This is a genomic window from Pseudomonas sp. S1_G07, from assembly GCF_054668565.1.
Map to the genome: position 1 here is coordinate 2843272 of NZ_CP162778.1, position 22089 is coordinate 2865360.

At 62.4% G+C, this 22089-nt stretch carries 27 protein-coding genes; 15 read left to right on the forward strand and 12 right to left on the reverse strand.

Features of this window, described 5'->3' with window-relative positions; genetic code table 11:
* Positions 1–4 precede the first annotated feature (4 nt).
* From AB4O05_RS13080 to AB4O05_RS13110, 7 genes are all read right to left on the reverse strand, one after another.
* Positions 5–622 carry a response regulator gene (locus AB4O05_RS13080; RefSeq protein ID WP_460137144.1) on the reverse strand — a complete coding sequence of 206 codons (618 nt, stop codon included), beginning with the start codon at positions 620–622 and terminating at the stop codon, positions 5–7.
* A gap of 256 nt (positions 623–878) precedes the next feature.
* The gene (locus tag AB4O05_RS13085) at positions 879–1274 is read right to left on the reverse strand and encodes a response regulator (protein WP_460137594.1); all 396 of its coding nucleotides are present in this window, start codon (positions 1272–1274) and stop codon (positions 879–881) included.
* 171 nt (positions 1275–1445) lie between these two features.
* Positions 1446–2777 (reverse strand): deoxyguanosinetriphosphate triphosphohydrolase, encoded by a 1332-nt coding sequence (locus AB4O05_RS13090; protein ID WP_460137143.1) that lies wholly within the window; start codon positions 2775–2777, stop codon positions 1446–1448.
* 71 nt (positions 2778–2848) lie between these two features.
* The gene (locus AB4O05_RS13095) at positions 2849–4012 is read right to left on the reverse strand and encodes an EAL domain-containing protein (protein ID WP_460137142.1); all 1164 of its coding nucleotides are present in this window, start codon (positions 4010–4012) and stop codon (positions 2849–2851) included.
* Positions 4013–4104: 92 nt separating this feature from the next.
* Positions 4105–4446 carry a hypothetical protein gene (locus AB4O05_RS13100; RefSeq protein ID WP_460137141.1) on the reverse strand — a complete coding sequence of 114 codons (342 nt, stop codon included), beginning with the start codon at positions 4444–4446 and terminating at the stop codon, positions 4105–4107.
* Positions 4443–4832: a phage holin family protein gene (locus AB4O05_RS13105; RefSeq protein WP_181081590.1), complete on the reverse strand. Its 390-nt coding sequence runs from the start codon at positions 4830–4832 to the stop codon at positions 4443–4445. The genes AB4O05_RS13100 and AB4O05_RS13105 overlap by 4 nt, the downstream gene beginning before the upstream one ends.
* 5 nt (positions 4833–4837) lie before the next feature.
* Positions 4838–5152, reverse strand: coding sequence for an ElaB/YgaM/YqjD family protein (locus AB4O05_RS13110; RefSeq protein WP_032889079.1), 315 nt, complete (start codon positions 5150–5152; stop codon positions 4838–4840).
* Between the two features lie 346 nt (positions 5153–5498).
* On the opposite strand from AB4O05_RS13110, the gene AB4O05_RS13115 reads away from it, so the two are divergent.
* Positions 5499–6707 carry an ammonium transporter gene (locus tag AB4O05_RS13115; RefSeq protein ID WP_460137140.1) on the forward strand — a complete coding sequence of 403 codons (1209 nt, stop codon included), beginning with the start codon at positions 5499–5501 and terminating at the stop codon, positions 6705–6707.
* Here the strand turns inward: AB4O05_RS13115 and AB4O05_RS13120 are convergent.
* A complete protein-coding gene (locus tag AB4O05_RS13120; RefSeq protein ID WP_460137139.1) occupies positions 6694–8430 on the reverse strand; it encodes a cation:proton antiporter in 1737 nt (578 codons plus the stop codon). The two genes, AB4O05_RS13115 and AB4O05_RS13120, sit on opposite strands and share 14 nt — an antisense overlap.
* A 145-nt stretch (positions 8431–8575) precedes the next feature.
* Between AB4O05_RS13120 and AB4O05_RS13125 the strand changes: the two genes are divergently transcribed.
* The 3 genes from AB4O05_RS13125 (at position 8576) to AB4O05_RS13135 (ending at position 10186) form a co-directional block, all read left to right on the forward strand.
* Positions 8576–8812 carry a glutaredoxin family protein gene (locus AB4O05_RS13125; protein WP_460137593.1) on the forward strand — a complete coding sequence of 79 codons (237 nt, stop codon included), beginning with the start codon at positions 8576–8578 and terminating at the stop codon, positions 8810–8812.
* 74 nt (positions 8813–8886) lie between these two features.
* Positions 8887–9222 (forward strand): transcriptional regulator, encoded by a 336-nt coding sequence (locus AB4O05_RS13130; RefSeq protein ID WP_460137138.1) that lies wholly within the window; start codon positions 8887–8889, stop codon positions 9220–9222.
* Between the two features lie 73 nt (positions 9223–9295).
* Complete coding sequence (locus tag AB4O05_RS13135) at positions 9296–10186, forward strand: pseudouridine synthase (RefSeq protein ID WP_460137137.1); 891 nt, start codon at positions 9296–9298, stop codon at positions 10184–10186.
* A 55-nt stretch (positions 10187–10241) separates the two neighbouring features.
* Here AB4O05_RS13135 and AB4O05_RS13140 read toward each other — a convergent pair whose 3' ends face one another.
* Positions 10242–10463: a YgdI/YgdR family lipoprotein gene (locus AB4O05_RS13140; protein WP_010211805.1), complete on the reverse strand. Its 222-nt coding sequence runs from the start codon at positions 10461–10463 to the stop codon at positions 10242–10244.
* A gap of 79 nt (positions 10464–10542) precedes the next feature.
* On the reverse strand, positions 10543–11145 hold the full coding sequence (mobA, locus tag AB4O05_RS13145) for a molybdenum cofactor guanylyltransferase MobA (protein ID WP_460137136.1): 603 nt from the start codon (positions 11143–11145) through the stop codon (positions 10543–10545).
* A 76-nt stretch (positions 11146–11221) separates the two neighbouring features.
* On the opposite strand from mobA, the gene moaB reads away from it, so the two are divergent.
* Together moaB and AB4O05_RS13155 are read left to right on the forward strand one after the other, a co-directional pair.
* Entirely contained in the window at positions 11222–11761 is a 540-nt protein-coding gene (gene moaB, locus AB4O05_RS13150) for a molybdenum cofactor biosynthesis protein B (protein ID WP_460137135.1), read from the forward strand.
* The gene (locus AB4O05_RS13155) at positions 11745–12971 is read left to right on the forward strand and encodes a molybdopterin molybdotransferase MoeA (protein ID WP_460137134.1); all 1227 of its coding nucleotides are present in this window, start codon (positions 11745–11747) and stop codon (positions 12969–12971) included. The genes moaB and AB4O05_RS13155 overlap by 17 nt, the downstream gene beginning before the upstream one ends.
* Positions 12972–13037: 66 nt before the next feature.
* Here the strand turns inward: AB4O05_RS13155 and AB4O05_RS13160 are convergent, their stop codons facing one another.
* Positions 13038–13364: an EscU/YscU/HrcU family type III secretion system export apparatus switch protein gene (locus AB4O05_RS13160; protein WP_460137133.1), complete on the reverse strand. Its 327-nt coding sequence runs from the start codon at positions 13362–13364 to the stop codon at positions 13038–13040.
* Complete coding sequence (fliK, locus tag AB4O05_RS13165) at positions 13361–14938, reverse strand: flagellar hook-length control protein FliK (RefSeq protein WP_460137132.1); 1578 nt, start codon at positions 14936–14938, stop codon at positions 13361–13363. Before fliK ends, AB4O05_RS13160 begins: the two co-directional genes overlap by 4 nt.
* A gap of 200 nt (positions 14939–15138) precedes the next feature.
* Between fliK and ccmA the strand changes: the two genes are divergently transcribed.
* From ccmA to ccmI, 9 genes are all read left to right on the forward strand, one after another.
* Positions 15139–15774: a cytochrome c biogenesis heme-transporting ATPase CcmA gene (gene ccmA / locus AB4O05_RS13170; RefSeq protein WP_460137131.1), complete on the forward strand. Its 636-nt coding sequence runs from the start codon at positions 15139–15141 to the stop codon at positions 15772–15774.
* Positions 15771–16439: a heme exporter protein CcmB gene (gene ccmB / locus AB4O05_RS13175; RefSeq protein ID WP_024074263.1), complete on the forward strand. Its 669-nt coding sequence runs from the start codon at positions 15771–15773 to the stop codon at positions 16437–16439. Before ccmA ends, ccmB begins: the two co-directional genes overlap by 4 nt.
* 84 nt (positions 16440–16523) lie before the next feature.
* Positions 16524–17279 (forward strand): heme ABC transporter permease, encoded by a 756-nt coding sequence (locus AB4O05_RS13180; RefSeq protein WP_192298785.1) that lies wholly within the window; start codon positions 16524–16526, stop codon positions 17277–17279.
* Entirely contained in the window at positions 17276–17452 is a 177-nt protein-coding gene (ccmD, locus tag AB4O05_RS13185) for a heme exporter protein CcmD (RefSeq protein ID WP_003172771.1), read from the forward strand. Before AB4O05_RS13180 ends, ccmD begins: the two co-directional genes overlap by 4 nt.
* On the forward strand, positions 17449–17916 hold the full coding sequence (gene ccmE / locus AB4O05_RS13190; protein WP_460137130.1) for a cytochrome c maturation protein CcmE: 468 nt from the start codon (positions 17449–17451) through the stop codon (positions 17914–17916). The genes ccmD and ccmE overlap by 4 nt, the downstream gene beginning before the upstream one ends.
* A gap of 3 nt (positions 17917–17919) precedes the next feature.
* Positions 17920–19908, forward strand: coding sequence for a heme lyase CcmF/NrfE family subunit (locus AB4O05_RS13195; protein WP_460137129.1), 1989 nt, complete (start codon positions 17920–17922; stop codon positions 19906–19908).
* On the forward strand, positions 19905–20441 hold the full coding sequence (locus tag AB4O05_RS13200) for a DsbE family thiol:disulfide interchange protein (protein ID WP_460137128.1): 537 nt from the start codon (positions 19905–19907) through the stop codon (positions 20439–20441). Before AB4O05_RS13195 ends, AB4O05_RS13200 begins: the two co-directional genes overlap by 4 nt.
* The gene (locus AB4O05_RS13205) at positions 20438–20911 is read left to right on the forward strand and encodes a cytochrome c-type biogenesis protein (RefSeq protein WP_460137127.1); all 474 of its coding nucleotides are present in this window, start codon (positions 20438–20440) and stop codon (positions 20909–20911) included. Before AB4O05_RS13200 ends, AB4O05_RS13205 begins: the two co-directional genes overlap by 4 nt.
* On the forward strand, positions 20904–22088 hold the full coding sequence (gene ccmI / locus AB4O05_RS13210; protein WP_460137126.1) for a c-type cytochrome biogenesis protein CcmI: 1185 nt from the start codon (positions 20904–20906) through the stop codon (positions 22086–22088). The genes AB4O05_RS13205 and ccmI overlap by 8 nt, the downstream gene beginning before the upstream one ends.
* Position 22089 lies beyond the last annotated feature (1 nt).

Below are 22089 nucleotides of genomic sequence, written 5' to 3' on the forward strand. Positions count from 1 at the left end.
TTTCTCACACTAGCGCGTTTCGTTTTGCCATCTCGATAAGTTCTACCAAGGATTTGGCTTGAAGTTTTTGCATCAGCCTCTTTTTGTAAGTGCTTACTGTTTTATTACTCAAGAACATGCCTTTGGCGATCTCCTTGTTAGTGCGGCCTTGTGCAAAAAGTTGCAATACCATCAACTCACGGTCGTTAACTGACTTGAACAGTTCGAGCTCCTTGGAATCCACGCCGCCGGCGCTCAAGGCCTGGCTGGGGAAGTAGTTATAACCGGATAAAACCGCCCGAATGGCACTCAGCAGTTCGCTCAGGTCACCTTCCTTGCACACATAGCCATCGGCACCGGAACGCATGCAGCGAGTGGCGAAGAGGGTGGGGGATTGGGCCGTCAGCACCAGCGTTTTCATCGAGGTATTCATGGCGTTGAACCGGCATAGCACTTCGAGGCCATCGAGTTTCGGGATGCTGATATCCAGGATGATCAGGTCTGGCAGGCATTCGCGGACCATTTGTATGGCGTCGCAACCGTTATCCGTTTCGCCTACTACTTTGTAACCTTCATGCTCCAGCAACATTCGGATGGCAAGTCTTATAACCGGGTGGTCATCAATAATAAAAACTGTGTTCATGATCACATTCCATACAAGTGCAAATAAAGGCGGCACATTAGCTCAGAAGCGGGTGGAGGAGCATGAAGTCGAGGGGGGGCGAATATAAAACAGGAAAGTTCCTACATTAAAAAAGGTAAAGACCTACCGGGTGCCAAGGCGTAGTGAAACGCCATGTAAGCGTTATACGGCCGAATGGACTAAATCGCGGTGCGAGGGGCGGTGCAGTGGGCAGGCGTAAACTTTTCGACGGACCGATACGTTTAGTTTCCTACAGTTAGAGTTGTGTTTGCAGGTGAATTAAACGGTCCAGTTCATCTTTGTTTAAAGGCTTGGGTAAATATCCGAGCAATGGCAGATCGCGCTTCAGGGCCAGGGTTTGAAGGGTGCACAGTTCTGCCACGGGTAGCCCGCTGAGGAGGATGGCCGTTGTGATAAAGCCTCGACGGCTGGCGATTTCAATCAATTCCAGCCCCGGCAGGTCAGGCAGGCATTGGTCGCACAACAGGATGTCGAAGGGGCTTTCGCTCAGCGTCATTAAACGGATTGCCTGTTCGGCGTTTTCGGCAGGGGTCAACTGTTCGAAGCCAAAGCTCCTGAGCAGACATTGGGTGGCGAGCAGTTGAAAGGGGTGGTCCTCCACCAACAGGATGCGAAGGGGGTAACTGGGCATAGAAGGCACACGATGAGTCAAGCGTCGATGGGGGGCAGGTAGGAACAGGTCGCCAGATTTGCCCGGAGCGTGCGCGATTATTCTCCGAGTATTTGTGCGAATTCGATCAGGCCGCTCTGTTCCCTTCGTAGGTCGATTCTCTTCAGCGAGCAGGCGGCTTGATCAATGGTGTTACTGAGGGCTGGAGCGCCCGGTCATTTCCCGCGCCATCTCGGTGGCGTAGCTGTCGGTCATGCCTGCGATAAAGTCGATCATGCGCAGGAACGATGCGTGCAGCGGCCACGCGGGGTCGGGTGCATTGTTGCCCAGCAGGTCGAGAATGCGACGGTTCTTGAAAGAGGGGGTGCGGCCGCCATGCTGCTCCAGGGCCGCGCCGCAGAAGGCATTCAGGAGAATTTCGAGGGTGGTATAGGCGCCGATCTCGTGCAGGGTCTTGCGCTTGTCCTGGAAGATTTTCTTGCGCGCCATGTCTTTGGCATCCAGCACACAGCGCTTGGCCGGGCCGTGCATGTGTTCCACCAGGTCGCCAGGCAGGGCGCCGGCCAGCAAGGCATCCTGCTGTTCGACGAAGGCGCGGGCCGCCGCATTGGTCAGGTGCTCGATGGCCTTGCCGCGCAGGATCGCCAGCTTGCGGCGGCGCGAGTCCTGCGCGCCCAGTTGGCGATAGGTCTGCGGCAGGTCGTCGCCCACCAGATCAAGCAGCAACGACTCGACCTCAGCGTATTCCAGCAGTGCCATCTCCAGGCCGTCTTCCAGGTCGATCAAGGCGTAGCAGATGTCATCCGCCGCCTCCATCAGATAGACCAGCGGGTGACGGGCCCAGCGCTGCTCCTCAAGTTGCGGCAGGCCGAGCTTATTGGCGATCTGTTCGAGGATTGGCAGTTCGCTCTGGTAGCAGCCGAACTTGTGTTTCTTGTAGCCCAGGGAGTCGGCGTGGCGCGCGGTCCAGGGGTACTTCAGGTAGGTGCCCAGGGTGGCGTAGGTCAGCCGTGTACCGCCGTCGAACTGGTGGTATTCCAGTTGGGTCAGCACCCGGAAACCCTGGGCGTTGCCTTCGAAATTGAGGAAGTCATTGCGCTCGGCCTTGCTCATGTCATCCAGCCAGCCACGCCCGGCCGCCTGCTGGAACCAGTGGCGGATGGCGTCTTCGCCGGAGTGACCGAACGGCGGGTTACCGATGTCATGGGCCAGGCAGGCCGATTGCACCACCATGCCCAGGTCGCTCGGGTCGCACCAGTCGGGCAGGGCGCCGCGCAGGGTTTCGCCGACGCGCATGCCGAGGGAGCGGCCCACGCAGCTGACTTCCAGGGAATGGGTCAGGCGGGTATGGATATGATCGTTGCTGGATACCGGGTGCACCTGGGTCTTGCGGCCCAGCCGACGAAACGCGCCAGAGAAGATAATGCGGTCATGGTCTTTGTGAAACGGGCTGCGGCCGAGCTCTTCCGGGCTATGCAGGGGTTTTCCAAGGCGTTCGCGGGTAAGCAGGGTGGGCCAATCCAAGGCGGGTACTCTCCGTACGGTGAATGACCCTCCCAGCTTCCCGGTTCCGCCCTGGCGGGGCAAGCGAAAATCTACAGGCCGGCTGCGTCGATATCGATTAACAGCAAGCGCTGACCGTTCTCGAAGAATTGTCCGGCGGTGAGGCAATACTGGTTGGTGGTCGCGTCGCGGTAGGTCGAAGATAAGGTCAGGCGCCGTTCTTCCCAGCCTTCGGCCAGTAAGTGATAGAAATACGGGCGCCATGACCAGTTATGGCCCAGGTAGCGGCTGTCGGCTTGCCAGGCGTCCTGGCGCCATTCGAAGTTGGGCGTCAGTTGTGTGCCATGCCGGTCGCACTGGTAAAAGCGCAGCAGCCAGGGGAAGTCCGGTAGTCGCGGCAATTGGCTCAGCGGCGCCTGGCCCTGGGCCCAGGTTTGCAGGATTTTCATTAGTTCGGCCAATTGCTGGCGCCGTTGCATGATATGCCCGCGTTCCATCAGTTTCTGCTGCACGTACGCGGCGCGCAGCTGGGCAAAGCGTGGCACGAAGGCATCGGCGGCGAACCAGTCCAACTGCGCCTGGGCAAACAGATAGCCCTGCACATAACGCGAACCGCATTCCAGGGCGAAGCTCAACTGGGCCTCGGTTTCCACGCCTTCGGCGATGATCCAGCAGCCGGTTTTTTCCGCCATTTGCGCCAGTGCCCGTACCACCTCACTGCTCGGGCCACCCCGGGCCGCTTCCTGGAACAGGCGCATGTCCAGCTTGAGAATGTCTGGCTGCAATGCCAGCACCCGGTCGAGCTGCGAGTAGCCGGCACCAAAGTCATCGATCGCGATGCGCGCGCCGGCCTCGCGATAGCGTGCCACCACGTCCGCCAGGCGCTGGATGTTACCGCCCAATTCAGTGATCTCGAACACGATGCGCCGCGGGTCGACGCCATGGCTGTCGATTTGCTTCAGGCTGGGCAGCACCTGGCCCGGGCGCAGGCGGTTGATCCAGCGCGGGGAGATGTTCAGGCTGAGGAACCAGTCGTCAGGGGCTTCATGCAGGCGGCTCAGCGCGTTATCGCGGATCTGCCTGTCCAGGCGCCGCAACGACACGCCGGGTGTACGCGGGTCGGCGAACAGCGGGCCCACGGACTGCAGGCGGCCGTCAGCCTGGCGCAGACGGCCCAGGGCTTCGACGCCGGCAATGCGCCCGGTGGCGGTATCGATAAACGGCTGGAAGCAGGCGAGCGGTTGCCCGTCGATCACGGGGCCTCCTTAAGCGAGGTGGCGAAAAAAGCCCGGCCTTCGATCAACGAAGTCCGGGCCGATTCTGTCTGCAAGAATGCAGCCAGCAGGGTTCAACCTTTACGCGAAGCGCCCGCCATGGCCAATTTGATCAGCGGGATCAAACCGGCGCCGAGCCGCACCAGGCGCGTCAGGCTGCTGATACTGCCGCCTTTGGCACCCTTGCCGGTCAGGAAGCCCATCAGCGTCACCGCCGCCACGCCCCACAGCGGCGCGTGCTTGATGCCCAGGCTGTCCTGCCAGTTATGCCGCATGTCGCGCATTTTGTGCAGCGGCATCATCAGTTGCTGGGATTCGTGGCGGATTTCCTGGCGGTGCATTTCCATGCGCAGGCGGATCAATGCCTTGCGCATTTCCCGGCGGGAGGTGGTATGGGGTATTTCAGTCATGCTCATGGCAGCAGGCGCTCCCGGTCATTGGCCAGCTCTTCGAGGGTGGCATGGAAGGGCGTGGACTCATCGAACACCGCCGCTTTCAGGCGCACTCCGCAGAACGCGGCGGCCAGGCTGTAGAACACGCAGAGGCAGATGATCCCGGTGAGACGGTAGCCGGTGTCCCAGACCAGGATCATCACCAACGTCGACAAACCCACCAGCAACAGCAGGGCAAACACCAGCGCCAGGCCAGCAAACAGCAGCAGGCTGACGGTGCGTGCCTTCTGTTCCTGCAATTCGATGCCGAACAGTTCGACGTGGCTGTGCAGCAAGCCTAGAACGGCTGCGCCCAGGCGTCGTGAGGTAGAACTTGCGCCCGTGGACGAGCCGTTTTCGCCGATAGACATAATGGTTAGCGCCTTGTAGCCAGCAGGCCGATCAGAAAGCCCACGCCGGCGGCAATGCCCACCGACTGCCAGGGGTTGGCCTGCACATAATCTTCGGTGGCGGTGACTGCCGCCTGGCCGCGTTCGCGCAGGGAGTCTTCGGTCAGTTGCAGGGTTTCACGGGCCTTGAGCAGGCTTTCATGGATTTTGCTGCGCAGCTCATCTGCCTGGTCGCCGGCGAGGATCGCGGTGTCATCCAGCAACTTTTCGGTGTCGCTGACCAGGGTTTGGAAATCCGCCATCAATATTTCCTGAGCGGTCTGTGCTGTTTTTCTGGCCATGGTTATCTCCGTGATTGGCTGGGCTGTACGTGTGGTTTCGAGTCACCGGCATCGGTGAAGGTTCAGTGCAATTGTCTGGTACAGGTTTTGCTTTGCCTTGGTGCGCAAGCCCCAGGGTTTGCGCTGAATTCGGGCGGTCTGAGGCAATGCCTTAAAAAACCTTACCCTAAATAACTGAAACTCGCGGAAAAACCCTGTCGGTAACAGCCTGATGTGTTGATCGCTGCGCCAAAGCGGTTCACGCCCTCTGAAGAAGGGTGGTGCCGGTGGTGCCAATTTAGTGCGCGACAACCTGGCGTGAACCGCTTTGGTGCTTTTTGCCCTTAATGCAGGCCTGCCAACCTCCATGGAAAATTTGCAAAGCGCAGTGGATACCCTCGTCCACAGTTCCAACACCCTGTTTATCCTGATCGGGGCGGTCATGGTCCTGGCCATGCACGCCGGGTTCGCGTTCCTGGAAGTCGGCACGGTGCGCCAGAAAAACCAGGTCAATGCCCTGTCCAAGATCCTCAGCGACTTCGCGATCTCCACCCTGGCCTATTTCTTTATAGGCTATTGGATCTCCTACGGCGTGAGCTTCATGCAGCCGGCGGCCGTGATCAGCGCCGACCATGGCTATGGCCTGGTGAAGTTCTTCTTCCTGCTGACGTTTGCCGCAGCGATCCCGGCGATTATTTCCGGAGGTATCGCCGAGCGTGCAAGGTTCGCTCCGCAATTGTGCGCCACCGCGTTGATCGTGGCTTTTATCTACCCGTTTTTCGAAGGCATGGTGTGGAACGGCAATTACGGCCTGCAAGCCTGGTTGCTGGCGACCTTTGGCGCCAGCTTCCATGACTTCGCCGGCTCGGTGGTGGTGCACGCCATGGGCGGCTGGCTGGCGCTGGCGGCTGTGTTGCTGCTGGGCCCGCGTAACGGGCGTTATCGCGAAGGGCGCCTGGTGGCGTTTGCACCGTCGAGTATTCCGTTCCTGGCGCTGGGTTCGTGGATCCTCATCGTCGGCTGGTTCGGCTTTAACGTGATGAGCGCGCAAACGTTGAACGGCGTCAGCGGCCTGGTGGCGGTCAACTCGCTGATGGCCATGGTCGGCGGCACGGTCGCCGCGCTGGTGATCGGCCGCAACGACCCAGGCTTCCTGCACAACGGGCCGCTGGCCGGGCTGGTGGCGGTCTGTGCCGGTTCCGACCTGATGCACCCGGTGGGCGCGCTGGTCACTGGCGTGGTCGCCGGCGGGCTGTTTGTGTGGTGTTTCATTGCGGCCCAGGATCGCTGGAAGATCGACGACGTGCTGGGCGTATGGCCGCTGCACGGCCTGTGCGGTGTATGGGGCGGCATTGCCTGCGGCATCTTCGGGCAGACAGCGCTTGGCGGGTTGGGAGGCGTGAGCCTGATCAGCCAATTGATCGGCACCGGCCTTGGCGTGGCGGTGGCGTTTGCCGGCGGCCTGCTGGTGTATGGCGTGATCAAGCGCGTGCACGGCCTGCGCCTGAGCCAGGAAGAGGAGTATTACGGCGCGGACCTGTCGATCCACAAGATCGGTGCCGTCAGTCAGGATTGATCGGCGACTCTTCGTCGGTGTCCGCCTGCGCATAAAAGCCGTGCAGCAGGCGATAACGGCTCTGGCGCACTTCATCCACCCGCGCCTGTACCTGTTGGTCCGGCAGGCCCAGCAGCGTCAAGGCGTGGGAGGCGAGCATCAGGCTCGACTCCAGCAGCTCGGGCACCACTTCGCTGGCGCCCGCGGCTTTCAGGTCGGCCAACTGGCTGTCATCGCGGGTACGCACCAGGATCGGCACCCGTGCGTTGATTCGACGCGCTTCTTTCAACACGACCAGGGCGACATCGCTGTTGTCCACCGCGATCACCACTAACCGCGCGCGCTCAAGGCCCACCGCACTGAGCAGGGCGCCGCGACGGCAGTCGCCGTAATGCACGCTGCTGTCTTCGGTGGCGGCCTCCTGCACGCGTTCCGGGTCGTCATCCAGAGCGATAAAGGCCTGTTGCTCCCGGCGCAGAAAACGCCCGATGGACTGCCCGACCCGTCCATACCCGCAGATCACCGCATGCCCACGCAATTGGGCATTGAGCGCGGTGATCTCTTCCAATTGCACCTGCTGGTTGGGCTTGCGGTGCAGGCGCAGGGCAATTGCCGGCGCGGCGCGCAGCAGCAGCGGAGTCAGTAGCATTGAGCAGAAGGTGGCGGCGAGCAGCAGGCCATTGAACTGGTCGGGGATCAGCCGGCTTTGCTGCATCTGCGCCATCAACGCAAAACAGAACTCCCCACCCTGGGCCAGGGCCAGGCCACTGCGCCAGGCGGTTTCACTGTCACTGCCGCGCAGCTTCACCAGTACGGCCACTACGCCGCCCTTGAGCAGCATCAACGTGAGGGTCAGGCCTACGATCAACAGGCTGTGGCTGAGGAACAACTGCAGGTCGATCAGCATGCCGATGCTGACAAAGAACAGCCCCAGCAAAATGTCACGAAACGGGCGGATATCCGCTTCGATCTGGTGGCGGTAATGGCTTTCGCCCAGCAGCATGCCGGCCAGGAATGCGCCGAGGGCAGGGGACAGGCCGAGCAAGTGTGTGAGCCACGCGGTCAACAGGACGATCACCAACGCCAGCAGCACAAACAGCTCCGCCGAATGAGAGGCGGCGACTTCGTGAAACAGGCGTGGCAATAACCAACGGCTGGCCAGCAGCAGGCCCACGAACAACACCACGGTCTTGCCCAGGGTCAGCGGCAGCGCCACATACCAGGCCTGGTCGCTGCTGCCCGCAAACACGGGTACCAGGGTCAGCAGCAACACCGCCACCACATCCTGGAACAGCAACACCCCAATCGCATTCTGGCCGTGGCTACTGAAGATTTCCCCGAGGCTGGTCAGTTCCTTGCTGACGATGGCAGTGGACGACAGCGCCAGGCCCGCGCCGAGCAACAAGGCAATGCCCGGCGCCACGCCAAAGCCCATCAACAAGCCGCCCAGCAGCAGCCCGCACCCCAGTACCTGCGAACTGCCCAGGCCAAACACCACGCGACGCAGGGCGAGCATTTTGGTCAGGGAAAACTCCAGGCCCAGGGAAAACAGCAGGAACACCACGCCCAATTCAGCGAGGTCGGGCAGCGCTTCACTGTCATTTATCCAGTCGAGGGCGGTGGGCCCCACGGCCAGGCCCACGCACAGGTAGCCCAGCACGGGCGGCAGTTGCAGCCGGCGAAACAGCGCAATCACCACCAGGGATGAGGCCAGAATGATCAGCAGGTTGGCAAACACAGGCATCTCCATTGCAGGGCGAGCGGGCAAAAAGCCGCGAGAGTCGCTGAATCAGTTATAGGACATGCTGATCTGCGTCAGTTTTTTTTATGGGTCACAGCGGGAGGGCGGCTTTAGAATGGTCACCTGTCTCTTATCAGGTCCCGTCATCATGCTTCCTGAATGCCAGCTGTTCGGCACCGTGGGTTGCCATCTTTGTGAGTTTGCCGAAGCCGAAATCATGCCGCTCGTCGAACACGGCCTACTCGTAGAACTGGTGGATATCACCGACCCCCAAGACCTGACCGAAGCCTACGGGCTAAGGATTCCGGTGCTTCGCCGGGGGGACACCGGCGCGGAACTGGATTGGCCCTTCGACACTGCGCAGGTCGTCGCCTTCCTCGGCTGACGTTAACGCGATGGCGAGTTTCCGAATATTCCGTTACTGTATGTTTGTACAGCGATTGAATAGAGGGAACGCCCGTGGTGAATGTTGAACAACTTAAAAGCAGCGTCAATCGCATGTCCGTCGATGTCGTGCGCGACGCGGTGAATGAGCTGCGCCTCGACGGCCTGGTCACGGAAGGCAAGACGCCGTTTAACAAAGTCCATTTCAATACCTGCTTTGCCGAGATCGAGGCGTTGTTCCAGCGCGCCGGCTATCACAAGCAGTTGGATGTGGTGGGTTACCAGGGCTTGCTTTACGCCCTGTACGATCCAGGGCGCTGGGAAGCGGTGGACGTGCTGCGCTGGCTCAAGGAGTTTACCGAGGCCGCCAGCGCTTCGCCGATTTTGCAGGCGCGGTTGGCCAAGGCCTGAGATCCGCCCTAGGCCGAGTCCCGCTTCATGCGGGATAATGCCCGCCTGTTTTTCCAAGGCTTCGAGCGTCTGCATGCCCACTTCCGGTTTCTCCGCGTCCCAGCACCAAGCCAGCACCTTGTATTTGCCCCCTGGCCCTTGGGCGACGGTGCTGGACTGCCTGTGCGAACACTTTCCCGCCATCGGCCGCGAACACTGGCTGGACCGCATCGCCCGCGGCCGGGTACTGGATAGCAACGGCAACCCGATCCGCGAGGATCTCGCTTATAGAGAAGGCCTGTGCATCTACTATTTCCGCGAGGTGCCCAACGAAAAGGTGATCCCGGTGCAGGAAACCATCCTGTACGCCGACGAGCATCTGGTCGTGGCGGATAAACCGCACTTTTTGCCCGTGACCCCGGCCGGCGAGTATGTCGAACAAACCCTGTTGCGCCGCTTGATTCGCCGGCTGGGCAACCCGTCGCTGGTGCCGCTGCATCGCATTGACCGGCATACCGCCGGGCTGGTGCTGTTCTCGGCCAATCCGGCCAGCCGCTCGGCCTATCAACAGCTGTTTCCCACGCGCCAGATCGATAAATTCTACGAAGCCATCGCTCCGGCCCTGCCAGGGCTGACGTTCCCGTTGGTGCATAAAAGTCGCCTGGTGGAGGGCGAGCCGTTCTTCCGCATGCAAGAAGGCCCCGGCGCCAGCAACACCGAAACGGCCGTGGAGGTGCGGGAAAAACACGGCGAATTATGGCGCTACGGCCTGTTCCCCGTGACCGGCAAGAAGCACCAGTTGCGCGTGCACATGACCGCACTGGGGGCGAGCATCTGCAACGACCCGTTCTACCCGCAGGTGCTCAAGGATGCCGTGGACGACTACGCCAACCCGCTCAAGCTGCTGGCCCAGGGCGTGCGGTTTGTCGACCCTGTCACGGGTGAAGAGCGCAGTTTCCGCAGCCGGATCACCCTCGACTGGTAACCCCCGGAAACGACAAGGCCCGCGCGAGGCGGGCCTTGTGGGCTGAACCTGAGACTTACAGGTCTTTGACGGTGCGAACCTGATCTTTGTTGATGCGGGTGCGCTTGCCGTCCAGCTGTTCGAATTCGTAGAAACCCGAATCTTCATTGTATTTCGGGGTGTCGACGGCCTGGATTTCGCGACCGTCATTCAGGGTGATCACTGTAGGCGAGGCGCAACCGGCGAGGGTAGCGAGGCCCAGTGCAAGCATGAGAGCAGCGATGGTCCGTTGAGTCATGAGTGTGTCTCCGAAAGAGTGCTTTTTAAATGCTGACCTTGTGACGCACGACACGCCGACAAAGTTCCTTGTGCGAGGTTCATTCTGACACGCCGGACCTCTGGTGCAACAGCGCGGGCGTATTCAGATTAGCCAGGCGCGGATCATCCGCCGGGCATTCCAGGCCTACTGCACCCAACTGCAGGAAGATCTTGCGCGGGCTGCGTTCACCGGCCTGCCAGGCCTGTTCTACCGCGGTTTTCAGGTGGGTGGGGAGGATGCAGATCAAGGGTTCCCAGAATTCACCATGGCGCACCATCACCGGCAACAGCGGGTTGCGTTGCGCGGTCTCACGCAGGTCGGCGAGAAGTTGCGCGTCGATATGCGGCACATCGCACGGCAATATCAGCAGGTGGGCATGGTGCGCGGCTGCCAGCCCCGCGCGGATCCCGGCCAGTGGCCCGGGGAAGTCCGGGCTGTCGTCGCTGATCAAGTGGTCGGCGTAGGGCGCGTAGCGCGCCTGGTTGCGGTTGCACGAGATGATCAGCTCATCGGTCAGCGGTCGTACCAGGCTCTGCAGATGTGCGATCAGGGGCTGGCCGTTCCATTCGAGCAGGCCTTTGTCCTGGCCGCCCATGCGCTGGCCACGCCCGCCGGACAGCAGCAGGATCGAACAGGGCAGGGGGCATGAATCGATGGGCATGGTGGTTCCGCAGCGGCAGCAAAAGGAGGGCCTGTGATATAACACCAGGCTGTTCCTTCGACAACCGGACCATGCCATGAAAGCCAAGGCTGATGCGCCCTTCGTACCCCTGAATATCGCTGTATTGACCGTCAGCGACACCCGCACCCTGGACACCGACACCTCGGGCCAGGTCTTCGTCGACCGCCTGACCGCCGCCGGCCACACCCTCGCCGAGCGCGTATTGCTCAAGGACGACCTCTACAAGATCCGCGCCCAGGTCGCCCACTGGATCGCCGAAGACGTGGTGCAGGTTGTGCTGATCACCGGCGGCACCGGCTTTACCGGCCGCGACAGCACCCCCGAAGCCGTGAGCTGCCTGCTGGACAAACAGGTCGACGGATTTGGCGAGCTGTTCCGCCAGATATCCGTGGCCGACATCGGCACCTCCACCGTGCAATCCCGCGCCCTGGCCGGCCTGGCCAATGGCACCCTGGTGTGCTGCCTGCCGGGATCCACCAATGCCGTGCGCACGGGCTGGGATGGCATCCTCGCCGAGCAACTTGATAATCGGCATCGCCCGTGCAACTTCGTACCGCACTTGAAGCAGGCCGAGCCCTGTGAATCCCGTGGGTAAGCCCGGCAAGACCGGCGCCCTGGTGCCGGTAGAGCAAGCCCTGCAACAGTTGTTGGCCATGGCCGAAGCCGCGCCGATCCGCGAGCAGCAAGTGTTGCCCCTGGCCGATTGCGACGGCCGCGTATTGGCCCAGGAGCTGGTCTCCACCCTCGACCTGCCGCCCTGGCCCAACAGTGCCATGGACGGTTATGCCGTGCGCCTGGCGGACTGGACCGGCGAACCGCTGGTCGTGAGCCAGCGTATCTTCGCCGGCCAGGCACCGCAGCCACTGGCTGTCGGTACCTGTGCGCGCATCTTCACCGGCGCGCCGGTTCCAGAGGGCGCCGATTGCGTGCAAATGCAGGAAAACGCTGTGGTCCACGCCGACGAGCGTGTGAGCTTTACCGAGCCGTTGCACCTCAACCAGAACATCCGCCCCCAGGGCCAGGAGGCCACCGTCGGTGAGTCCGTCTTGTCGGCCGGCACACGCCTGGGCCCGATCGAGCTGGGCCTGGCCGCGTCGCTCGGGCGTGATCGCCTCGACGTCGTGCGCCGCGTGCGGGTGGCCGTGCTGTCTACCGGCGACGAGTTGATCGAGCCGGGTTTGCCGCTGGGCCCGGGCCAGATCTACAACAGCAACCGTCGCGTGCTGTGCAGTTGGCTTGAGCGCATGGGCTGCGAAGTGATCGATGCCGGGATCCTGCCGGATGATTTGCAGCAGACCCGCACTCGTTTGGCGGACCTGGGCGGCGTCGACCTGATCCTGTCCACGGGCGGTGTGTCGGTGGGGGAGGCGGACTTTCTGGGCATCGCCCTGCGCGAAGAGGGCGAGCTGGCCCTGTGGAAGCTTGCGATCAAACCCGGCAAGCCGCTGACCGTCGGCCATTTCCGTGGCGTGCCGGTGATCGGCCTGCCCGGTAATCCGGCCTCGACCCTGGTGACGTTCGCGCTGTTGGCGCGGCCGTACCTGCTGCGCCGTCAAGGCGTGGCAGACGTGGCGCCGCTGCGTTTCGAGGTGCCAGTGGGGTTCACCTGGCCCAAACCCGGCAACCGCCGCGAATACCTGCGTGGGCGCATCGAACAAGGCAAGGCGAGCCTCTACAGTAACCAGAGCTCCGGCGTGCTGCGCAGCGCGGCGTGGGCGGAGGGGTTTGTGGAGGTGTTGGAGGGCACGACGCTGGCGATCGGCGATACCGTCAATTTCATTCCGCTGAGTGAAGTCCTCAACTGAACACAAATCCCTGTGGGAGCGGGCAAGCCCGCTCCCACATTTGGAACTCAGCGTGTCAGTTAAAACTCAGTAATCGTCGCCGCGCTCGGTGACGTCCCGCTCCACCGGCCCCGCGTCGGGGTCGTAACCCGGCGGGAACTTGCCCTTCAACGTCCAGGCAAACGCAATGATCTCGGCGACGGTGCGGTACAGCTCCTCGGGAATGCTGTCGCCCAATTCCATGCGCGCCAGCAGCTTTACCAGCTCGGCGTTTTCATAGATCGGCACTTCATTTTCCCGCGCCAGCTTGAGGATCTCTTCAGCCAGGGCCTCGTCGCCCTTGGCGGTGAGGGTTGGCGCCTGTTGGCCGTCGTACTTGAGGGCAATCGCCTGGCGAGGCTCAGTGTTGCTCATGCGGTTTCATCCACCCAGCGTTGTTCCAGTCCGGTTTTTGGTCCGCGCGGCGGTGTGCCGAGGTGGCAATCCAGGTCGCCGACGTTGAGGCCCGACGTCACCAGGCGCTCGCGCAGGTTGCCCAGATGGCTTTCGATCAAACTCGCGGTAAAGGGCCGGGTTGCCCACAGCTGGCTCGATAGCTTTCCTTGAGTCAACTGTGCCTGGACCTGCAAGGGGCCCAACGGCTCCATGTCGAAAGCCAGTTCGACGCGCCAGAGCATCTGCTTCGGGTCCTTTTTGTCTTTGCGTTCGGACGGCTCTCTGTCCGGCGCCGGTTCTTCGCGCTGGAACTTGACCTGCAATGGCACGATGTCCTGCAAGGTGCGCATGGGGATTTCCAGCTGCCAGGTGGTTTGCAGACGGCCATCGGCGGTGGTGCCGGTCTGTTCCAGGCTCGACAACTGGTGGCTCTGCAAGCGCGAGATAGCCCCGGCGGCCAGGCGCAGCAGGTTTTCCAGGTCGCCTTCGCCTTCCAGTTTCGCCATGAGCCGCTCGGGCAGTGGGAAACCAGCCGGAGCCTGGCGTGCGCCGACCTGACCGAGAGTGCCCAACGGGCTGCGCACGAAATTGGGCATTACCTGGGCCAAGGTGTTGGCGGCAAGAATGGCATTCAGGTTGGTGCTGGCGGGCAGTGCGGGCAACAAATCGGCGACCAGGCGCAGCAGCGCGCCTTTCATGTCCAATGGCGGGACTTGCGGGTTTTGCCCGGCGAGCAATTTGGCTTCCAGGAAGGCGCCGCTGTTCTGGATCACCTGCGCCAGCACCTTGGGGTTGCTCACCTGTGCCAGGTCGGGCAGGGCGGCCAGCAACCGCTCGGCGGCGGCGCGCAGGTCGGCGGAAGTGCCATCGCCACGGGGCAGGTTTTGCAGGGCCGTGAACACTGCATCCAGCGAGCCTTGGCGGCTTTGCTGGGTGGTGAGTTGCTGCGCGACGGCCAATTGATCCTTGAGCCCGCTCAACGGCACGAAGTTCAGGGTTTGCGCGTTCTGTACCACAGCGCTGAGTAAACTGCCCACGCGCAAGGGCTGGGGACTTTCCACCGTCAGCGTCGCGCCGGCCAGGGCGTTATTGAGCACGGTCACCAGCGAACGGTAGAGCGCCGGTTGCGTGGTGCCCTGGGGCAGGGCCTGGGTGGTCAGCACCTTGGCTTGCAGCAGCGTACCTTCCGGTACCTTGGACGTATCGATGCGCGTGAGGGCGGCGACATTGGCGCTCAAGGCTTGTTGCAGGCTGAGGGTCAGGTTGCCCGCTGGCGTCTGGCTCACCGCCACATTGCTGCCCAACGGCAAGGGCTGGGGGCTGCTGGCTTGCACCAGGGTCTGGCGGCCGCCTTCCAGGGTCAGCTTGAGCAGCAACTGAAAAGCTTCACCGCCTTGCTTAAGGGCAATGACTTCGGCATTCGCGGTTCTCCCCGGTTCAATCAGCCCGATCTGCGGCTCCAGCAGTTTCAGCAATGCCCCCACCGCGGGCGCGGGGCTTTGCCCGGTCGTTGGTGTGGGAGGTAGCGTAGGAAGGTTGATTTCGCCGGTCATCGTGCGCATCGTCTCTGGGGAAATTGCCCTCTTTAGCGTAGGGCATCGCATGTATAATGCCGCCCGTCTGCAAAGAGAGCGGTAAAAACCTCACAACTATTTGATCCAGCTCTCTAAAATCGGTCGCCAAAGTCGTTATTGTGCATCTCTCTTTAACGGCCGCTGCACCGCCGACTTGAACCGTAAAGGCCCGCGATCTCTTGACCAGCCCTCTTCTTGAAGCCGTAGCGCTTTCCTGTGAACGCGACCTGCGCCTGCTGTTCGAACACCTCGAACTGCGGCTGGCGGGCGGCGACATGGTGCAGGTCAGTGGGCCCAACGGCAGCGGCAAGACCAGCCTGCTGCGCCTGCTGGCCGGGTTGATGCAGCCCACGGCCGGTGAAGTGCGACTCAACGGCAAGCCCCTGAGCGAACAACGCACCACGCTGGCCCGCAACCTGCTGTGGATCGGCCATGCCGCCGGGATCAAGGACGTGCTCACTGCCGAAGAAAACCTCAGCTGGCTCAGCGCCCTGCATCATCGCGCTTCCCGTGACGCCATCTGGCAATCCCTGGCCGCCGTGGGCCTCAAGGGCTTTGAAGACGTTCCCTGTCACACCCTGTCTGCCGGCCAACAGCGCCGCGTGGCCCTGGCGCGCTTGTACCTGCCGGGCCCGCCGCTATGGATTCTCGATGAACCTTTCACCGCCCTGGATAAACAAGGCGTTGCTCAGTTGGAAGACCACCTGGCTATGCACTGCGAGCAGGGCGGCACGGTGCTGCTTACCACCCACCACAGCCTGACGCGCATGCCCGCCGGTTACCGTGACCTGGACCTGGGGCGGTGGTCGGCATGAGTGTGTTCGCCCTGTTGGTCGCCCGCGAAGCGCGGTTGCTGTGCCGTCGCCCGGCCGAATTGGCCAACCCGCTGGTGTTCTTCGCCATCGTGATTGCGTTGTTCCCGTTGGCGGTCGGCCCCGAGACTAAACTGTTGCAAACCTTGTCCCCTGGGCTGGTGTGGGTGGCGGCACTTTTATCCGTCCTGCTCTCGCTGGATGGGCTGTTTCGCAGTGATTTCGAAGACGGTTCCCTCGAACAGTGGGTCCTTTCGTCGCACCCCCTGCCACTTCTGGTACTGGCCAAGGTGCTGGCACACTGGGCTTTTTCCGGCCTGGCGCTGGTGTTGCTCTCACCGTTGCTGGCGATGATGCTAGGGTTGCCCACCGAGTGCCTGCCGGTGTTGCTCCTTTCCTTGTTGCTCGGCACGCCAACCCTGAGCCTGCTGGGTGCGGTGGGCGCGGCACTGACGGTGGGTTTGAAGCGCGGCGGCCTGTTACTGGCCCTGTTGATTCTACCTTTGTACATCCCGGTACTGATCCTGGGCAGCGGCGCCTTGCAAGCCGCGCTCATGGGTATGCCGGCGACCGGTTACCTCCTGTGGCTTGGCAGCCTGACCGCCCTGGCGGTAACCCTGACACCCTTTGCCATAGCCGCCGGGCTGAAGATCAGCGTCGGCGAATAATGAGGTCTGACCAAGCGTTATACGCCTGGTCAGTAAAGGCCCTACGCTTCTCGCAATGACGAGAAGCAACCGTGAGAAACAGCAATGAACTGGACCTGGTTTCACAAGCTCGGCTCGCCCAAATGGTTCTACGGCATCAGTGGCAAGCTGTTGCCGTGGTTGAGCCTCTTCGCCGTGTTGCTGATCGGCATCGGCCTGGTCTGGGGCCTGGCCTTCGCGCCGCCGGATTACCAGCAAGGCAACAGCTTTCGCATCATCTATATCCACGTGCCTGCGGCGATGCTGGCCCAGTCCTGCTACGTGATGCTGGCGGTGTGCGGCATTGTCGGCCTGGTGTGGAAGATGAAACTCGCGGACGTCGCCCTGCAATGCGCCGCGCCCATCGGCGCGTGGATGACGGCCGTGGCGCTGGTCACCGGCGCGATCTGGGGCAAGCCGACCTGGGGTTCATGGTGGGTGTGGGATGCGCGACTAACGTCGATGTTGATCCTGCTGTTCCTGTACTTCGGTCTGATTGCCCTGGGCAACGCAATCAGTAATCGTGACAGCGCCGCCAAGGCCTGCGCGGTGCTGGCCATCGTCGGCGTAATCAACATCCCGATCATCAAATACTCGGTGGAGTGGTGGAACACCCTGCACCAGGGCGCCACCTTCACCCTCACCGAAAAACCGGCGATGCCCGTGGAAATGTGGGCGCCGTTGCTGCTGATGGTGCTGGGGTTCTACTGCTTCTTCGGCGCGGTGCTGCTGATGCGTATGCGCCTCGAAGTGCTCAAGCGTGAAGCCCGCGCCAGCTGGGTCAAGGCCGAAGTGCAAAGCTGCCTGGGAGCGCGTGGATGAGTTTTGCTTCTTTCAGTGATTTTCTCGCCATGGGCCACCACGGCCTGTATGTCTGGACGGCCTATGGCATCTGCCTGGCAGTGCTGGCCCTCAACGTCGCCGCGCCGATCCTGGCCCGCAAGCGTTACCTGCAACAAGAGGCGCGTCGTCTGCGCCGGGAGACCGAAAAGTGAATCCGCTGCGTAGAAAGCGTCTGTTGATCATCCTCGCCATCATGGCCGGCGTCGGCATTGCCGTGGCCCTGGCCTTGAGCGCCCTGCAGCAGAACATCAACCTGTTTTATACCCCCACCCAGATCGCCAATGGCGAAGCGCCTGTCGATACGCGCATCCGCGCCGGCGGCATGGTGGAGAAGGGCTCGTTGAAGCGTTCTGGCGATTCCCTGGATGTCACCTTCGTGGTGACTGACTTCAACAAAGCCGTGACCATCACCTACCGTGGCATCCTCCCGGACCTGTTCCGTGAAGGCCAGGGCATCGTCGCCCTGGGCAAACTCAACGCCGACGGCGTGGTGGTGGCCGATGAAGTGCTGGCCAAGCACGATGAGAAATACATGCCGCCGGAAGTCACCAAAGCCTTGAAAGACAGCGGTCAATCCGCGCCTGATGCAACTGCAGCTCCAGCCAAGGAGGGCTAAGTGATGACGTCCGCACTGTTTATTCCGGAGCTGGGCCAGTTGGCGATGATCCTCGCCCTGTGTTTTGCCATCGTCCAGGCCGTGGTGCCGTTGCTCGGTGCCTGGCGTGGCGATCGCCTGTGGATGAGCCTGGCGCAGCCGGCCGCCTGGGGCCAGTGTGCGTTTCTGGTGTTCGCATTTGGCTGCCTGACCTATGCCTTCATGACCGACGACTTTTCCGTCGCCTATGTCGCCAACAACTCCAACAGCGCCTTGCCCTGGTACTACAAGTTCAGCGCGGTATGGGGCGCCCACGAGGGTTCGTTGCTGCTGTGGGCGTTGATCCTCGGCGGCTGGACCTTCGCCGTGTCGGTGTTCTCCCGGCAGCTGCCGCAAGTGATGCTGGCGCGGGTGCTGGCGGTGATGGGCATGATCAGCATCGGCTTCCTGCTGTTCCTGATCATGACCTCCAACCCGTTCACCCGCATCCTGCCGCAGATCCCGGCGGACGGGCATGACCTCAACCCCTTGCTGCAGGACATCGGCCTGATCGTGCACCCGCCGATGCTGTACATGGGCTACGTGGGTTTCTCGGTGGCCTTCGCGTTCGCCATCGCCGCCTTGCTCGGCGGGCGCCTCGATGCCGCCTGGGCACGCTGGTCGCGGCCGTGGACCATCGTCGCCTGGGCCTTCCTCGGTATCGGTATCACCTTGGGTTCCTGGTGGGCCTACTACGAACTCGGCTGGGGCGGCTGGTGGTTCTGGGACCCGGTGGAAAACGCCTCGTTCATGCCCTGGCTGGTAGGCACCGCACTGATTCACTCACTGGCCGTCACCGAAAAACGCGGTGTGTTCAAGAGCTGGACGGTGTTGCTGGCCATCGCCGCGTTTTCCCTCAGCCTGCTCGGCACCTTCCTCGTGCGCTCCGGCGTGCTGACCTCGGTGCACGCGTTCGCCTCCGACCCGGAGCGCGGCGTGTTCATCCTGATCTTCCTGCTGTTCGTGGTGGGTGGCTCGTTGACCCTGTTCGCCCTGCGCGCACCGGTGGTCAAGAGCCACGTCGGCTTTAACCTGTGGTCGCGGGAAACCCTGCTGCTGGGTAATAACCTGGTGCTGGTGGTGGCCGCGTCGATGATCCTGCTCGGCACCTTGTACCCGTTGGTGCTGGATGCCCTGAGCGGTGCCAAGCTGTCCGTCGGCCCGCCGTACTTCAACGCGCTGTTTATCCCATTGATGGGCCTGTTGATGGTGGTGATGGCGGTCGGTGTGCTGGTGCGTTGGAAAGACACCCCGGTCAAATGGCTGGCGGGCATGCTGATGCCGGTGCTGCTGGGCAGCGTGGCCCTGGCAGTGATCGCCGGTTTTGCCTACGGTGATTTCAACTGGGCGGTGCTCGCCACCTTCCTGCTCGCCGCCTGGGTATTGCTGGCCGGCGTGCGCGACCTCTTCGACAAGACTCGCCACAAAGGCCTGATCAAAGGCTTGCCGACCCTGACCCGCAGCTACTGGGGCATGCAGATTGCCCACCTCGGCATCGCCGTGTGCGCCCTGGGCGTGGTGCTCTCCAGCCAGAACAGCGCCGAGCGCGACCTGCGCCTGGCGCCTGGCGAGTCCATGGACCTGGCCGGTTACCACTTCATTTTCGAGGGCGCCAAGCACTTCGAAGGGCCGAACTTCACGTCAGACAAAGGCACTGTGCGCGTCGTCCGTAACGGTAAAGAGATCGCCGTACTGCACCCGGAAAAACGCCTGTACACCGTGCAAAGCTCGATGATGACCGAAGCAGGTATCGACGCCGGGTTCACCCGCGACCTCTACGTCGCCCTGGGTGAACCCCTGGGCGAGGGCGCCTGGGCGGTGCGCGTGCATGTCAAACCGTTCGTGCGCTGGATCTGGTTCGGTGGCTTGCTCACCGGCTTGGGTGGCGTGCTGGCCGCGCTGGATCGGCGTTATCGGGTCAAGGTCAAGAGCCGGGTGCGTGAAGCCCTGGGCCTTTCAGGAGCGGCAGTATGAAGCGTTGGTTGATGGTGTTGCCGCTGGCGGCATTCCTGGTGGTGGCGGTGTTCCTCTATCGCGGCTTGTACCTGGACCCGGCCGAGCTGCCCTCGGCGATGATCGGCAAGCCGTTCCCGGCGTTCAGCCTGCCGACCGTGCAGGGCGACAAAACCCTGACCCAAGCCGACTTGCAGGGTAAACCGGCGCTGGTCAACGTGTGGGCCACCTGGTGCATTTCCTGCCGCGTCGAGCATCCGGTGCTGAACAAACTGGCCGAGAAAGGCGTGTTGATCTACGGCATCAACTACAAGGACGACAACGCCGCCGCCTTGAAATGGCTGGCGGAATTCCACAACCCGTATCAGCTGGATATCCGCGACGAAGACGGCAATCTGGGCCTCAACCTCGGCGTCTACGGCGCCCCGGAAACCTTCTTTATCGACGCCAAGGGCGTGATCCGCGACAAGTACGTCGGCGTGATCGACGAAGTCGTGTGGCGTGAACAACTGGCCGCCAAGTACCAGGCGCTGGTCGACGAGGCCAAGCCATGAGGCGTCTGTTAGCGGCGACGGTTTTAGCCTTGGGGTTGGCCGGCGTGGCCCACGCCGCCATCGACACCTACGAATTCGCCAACGACGCCGAGCGCGAGCGTTTCCGCGACCTGACCAAGGAACTGCGCTGCCCCAAGTGCCAGAACCAGGACATCGCCGACTCCAACGCACCCATCGCCGCCGACCTGCGCAAAGAGATCTTCCGCATGCTGGGAGAGGGCAAGGACAACCAGCAGATCATCGACTTCATGGTCGACCGCTACGGTGATTTCGTGCGCTACAAACCGGCCCTCACCGGCAAGACCGCGCTGCTCTGGTTCGGCCCCGCCGGCCTGCTGCTGGCCGGTGTGGTCGTCATGGCCGTGATCGTCCGCCGCCGCCGCGCCGCGCCTACCGATGGCTCCGACGCGCTATCCCCTGAAGAGCGCCAACGCCTCGACCAATTGCTGGACACCAAGACTGATGATTGATTTCTGGCTCGCAGCCGGCCTGCTGCTTCTGATTGCCCTGAGTTTCCTGTTGATCCCCGTGTTGCGCGGCCGCCGTGCCCAGCGTGAAGAGGATCGCACCGCGCTGAACGTGGCGCTGTATCAAGAGCGCGTCGCCGAACTGCAAGTGCAGCAGGACGAAGGCGTGCTCAATGCCGCGCAACTCGACACCGGCCGCGCCGAAGCCGCCCGTGAACTGCTGGCCGACACCGAAGGCGTCGAAAAGCCCCGCGAATCGCGCCTGGGCAAACCACTGCCGTTTTTGGCGGCGTTTCTGGTGCCGGTCCTGGGCGTTGCCCTGTACCTGCATTACGGGGCGAGCGACAAGGTCGAACTGACCCGCGAATTCTCCCAGCCGCCAGTGTCCATCGACGACATGACCCGCCGCCTGGAGCGTGCCGCTGCGGCCCAGCCGGATTCCGCCGAAGGCCTCTACTTCCTCGGCCGCGCTTATATGGCCCAGGACCGCTCGGCCGATGCGGCCAAAGTTTTCGAACGCACCGTGGCCCTGGCCGGTCGCCAGCCGGAACTGCTCGGCCAGTGGGCCCAGGCGCAGTACTTTGCCGACAACAAACAGTGGTCGCCCAAAGTCCAGGCGCTGACCGACGAAGCCTTGAAGCTGGACCCCAAGGAAGTCACCAGCCTGGGGTTGCTCGGTATTGCAGCTTTTGAAGGCCAGCGTTATCAGGACGCGATTGATTACTGGGGCCGCCTGCTGGCGCAGTTGCCACCCGAAGATAACTCCCGCGCCGCGCTTCAGGGCGGGATCGACCGGGCGGCGGAAAAGCTGAAAGAGAGCGGTGGCACCGTCGCGCCAAAGGCGGTGATGACGGTTCGTGTGGACCTGTCTGCCGACGTCAAGGCCAAGGCCCTGCCGACCGACAGCGTATTCATCTTCGCCCGCGCCGTAAAAGGCCCGCCGGCGCCGTTGGCGGCCAAACGCGTCACTGTCGCCGAGTTGCCGATCACCGTCGAACTGGGCGACGCCGACGCAATGATGCCGCAGTTGAAACTGTCCAACTTCCCCGAAGTCCAACTGGTTGCGCGCATTTCCCGGGCCGGTCAGCCGACCAAGGGTGAATGGATCGGCCGCAGCCAACCCCTGGCCAGCAGCACGACTGCGCAGCAGCAACTGACCATCGACAGTCCGGACCCGTAAT

Bases quoted from the DNA above. Each gene is read 5' to 3' on its own strand.
- AB4O05_RS13180 (WP_192298785.1), top strand. From the start codon at position 16,524: ATGAACTGGACCTGGTTTCACAAGCTCGGCTCGCCCAAATGGTTCTAC.
- AB4O05_RS13080 (WP_460137144.1), bottom strand. From the start codon at position 622: ATGAACACAGTTTTTATTATTGATGACCACCCGGTTATAAGACTTGCC.
- ccmD (WP_003172771.1), top strand. From the start codon at position 17,276: ATGAGTTTTGCTTCTTTCAGTGATTTTCTCGCCATGGGCCACCACGGC.
- AB4O05_RS13195 (WP_460137129.1), top strand. From the start codon at position 17,920: ATGACGTCCGCACTGTTTATTCCGGAGCTGGGCCAGTTGGCGATGATC.
- AB4O05_RS13110 (WP_032889079.1), bottom strand. From the start codon at position 5,152: ATGGCCAGAAAAACAGCACAGACCGCTCAGGAAATATTGATGGCGGAT.
- AB4O05_RS13120 (WP_460137139.1), bottom strand. From the start codon at position 8,430: ATGCCTGTGTTTGCCAACCTGCTGATCATTCTGGCCTCATCCCTGGTG.
- AB4O05_RS13115 (WP_460137140.1), top strand. From the start codon at position 5,499: ATGGAAAATTTGCAAAGCGCAGTGGATACCCTCGTCCACAGTTCCAAC.
- AB4O05_RS13135 (WP_460137137.1), top strand. From the start codon at position 9,296: ATGCCCACTTCCGGTTTCTCCGCGTCCCAGCACCAAGCCAGCACCTTG.
- AB4O05_RS13085 (WP_460137594.1), bottom strand. From the start codon at position 1,274: ATGCCCAGTTACCCCCTTCGCATCCTGTTGGTGGAGGACCACCCCTTT.
- AB4O05_RS13200 (WP_460137128.1), top strand. From the start codon at position 19,905: ATGAAGCGTTGGTTGATGGTGTTGCCGCTGGCGGCATTCCTGGTGGTG.
- moaB (WP_460137135.1), top strand. From the start codon at position 11,222: ATGAAAGCCAAGGCTGATGCGCCCTTCGTACCCCTGAATATCGCTGTA.
- AB4O05_RS13105 (WP_181081590.1), bottom strand. From the start codon at position 4,832: ATGTCTATCGGCGAAAACGGCTCGTCCACGGGCGCAAGTTCTACCTCA.
- AB4O05_RS13160 (WP_460137133.1), bottom strand. From the start codon at position 13,364: ATGAGCAACACTGAGCCTCGCCAGGCGATTGCCCTCAAGTACGACGGC.
- ccmI (WP_460137126.1), top strand. From the start codon at position 20,904: ATGATTGATTTCTGGCTCGCAGCCGGCCTGCTGCTTCTGATTGCCCTG.
- fliK (WP_460137132.1), bottom strand. From the start codon at position 14,938: ATGACCGGCGAAATCAACCTTCCTACGCTACCTCCCACACCAACGACC.
- ccmB (WP_024074263.1), top strand. From the start codon at position 15,771: ATGAGTGTGTTCGCCCTGTTGGTCGCCCGCGAAGCGCGGTTGCTGTGC.
- mobA (WP_460137136.1), bottom strand. From the start codon at position 11,145: ATGCCCATCGATTCATGCCCCCTGCCCTGTTCGATCCTGCTGCTGTCC.
- AB4O05_RS13205 (WP_460137127.1), top strand. From the start codon at position 20,438: ATGAGGCGTCTGTTAGCGGCGACGGTTTTAGCCTTGGGGTTGGCCGGC.
- AB4O05_RS13100 (WP_460137141.1), bottom strand. From the start codon at position 4,446: ATGAGCATGACTGAAATACCCCATACCACCTCCCGCCGGGAAATGCGC.
- AB4O05_RS13125 (WP_460137593.1), top strand. From the start codon at position 8,576: ATGCTTCCTGAATGCCAGCTGTTCGGCACCGTGGGTTGCCATCTTTGT.
- AB4O05_RS13140 (WP_010211805.1), bottom strand. From the start codon at position 10,463: ATGACTCAACGGACCATCGCTGCTCTCATGCTTGCACTGGGCCTCGCT.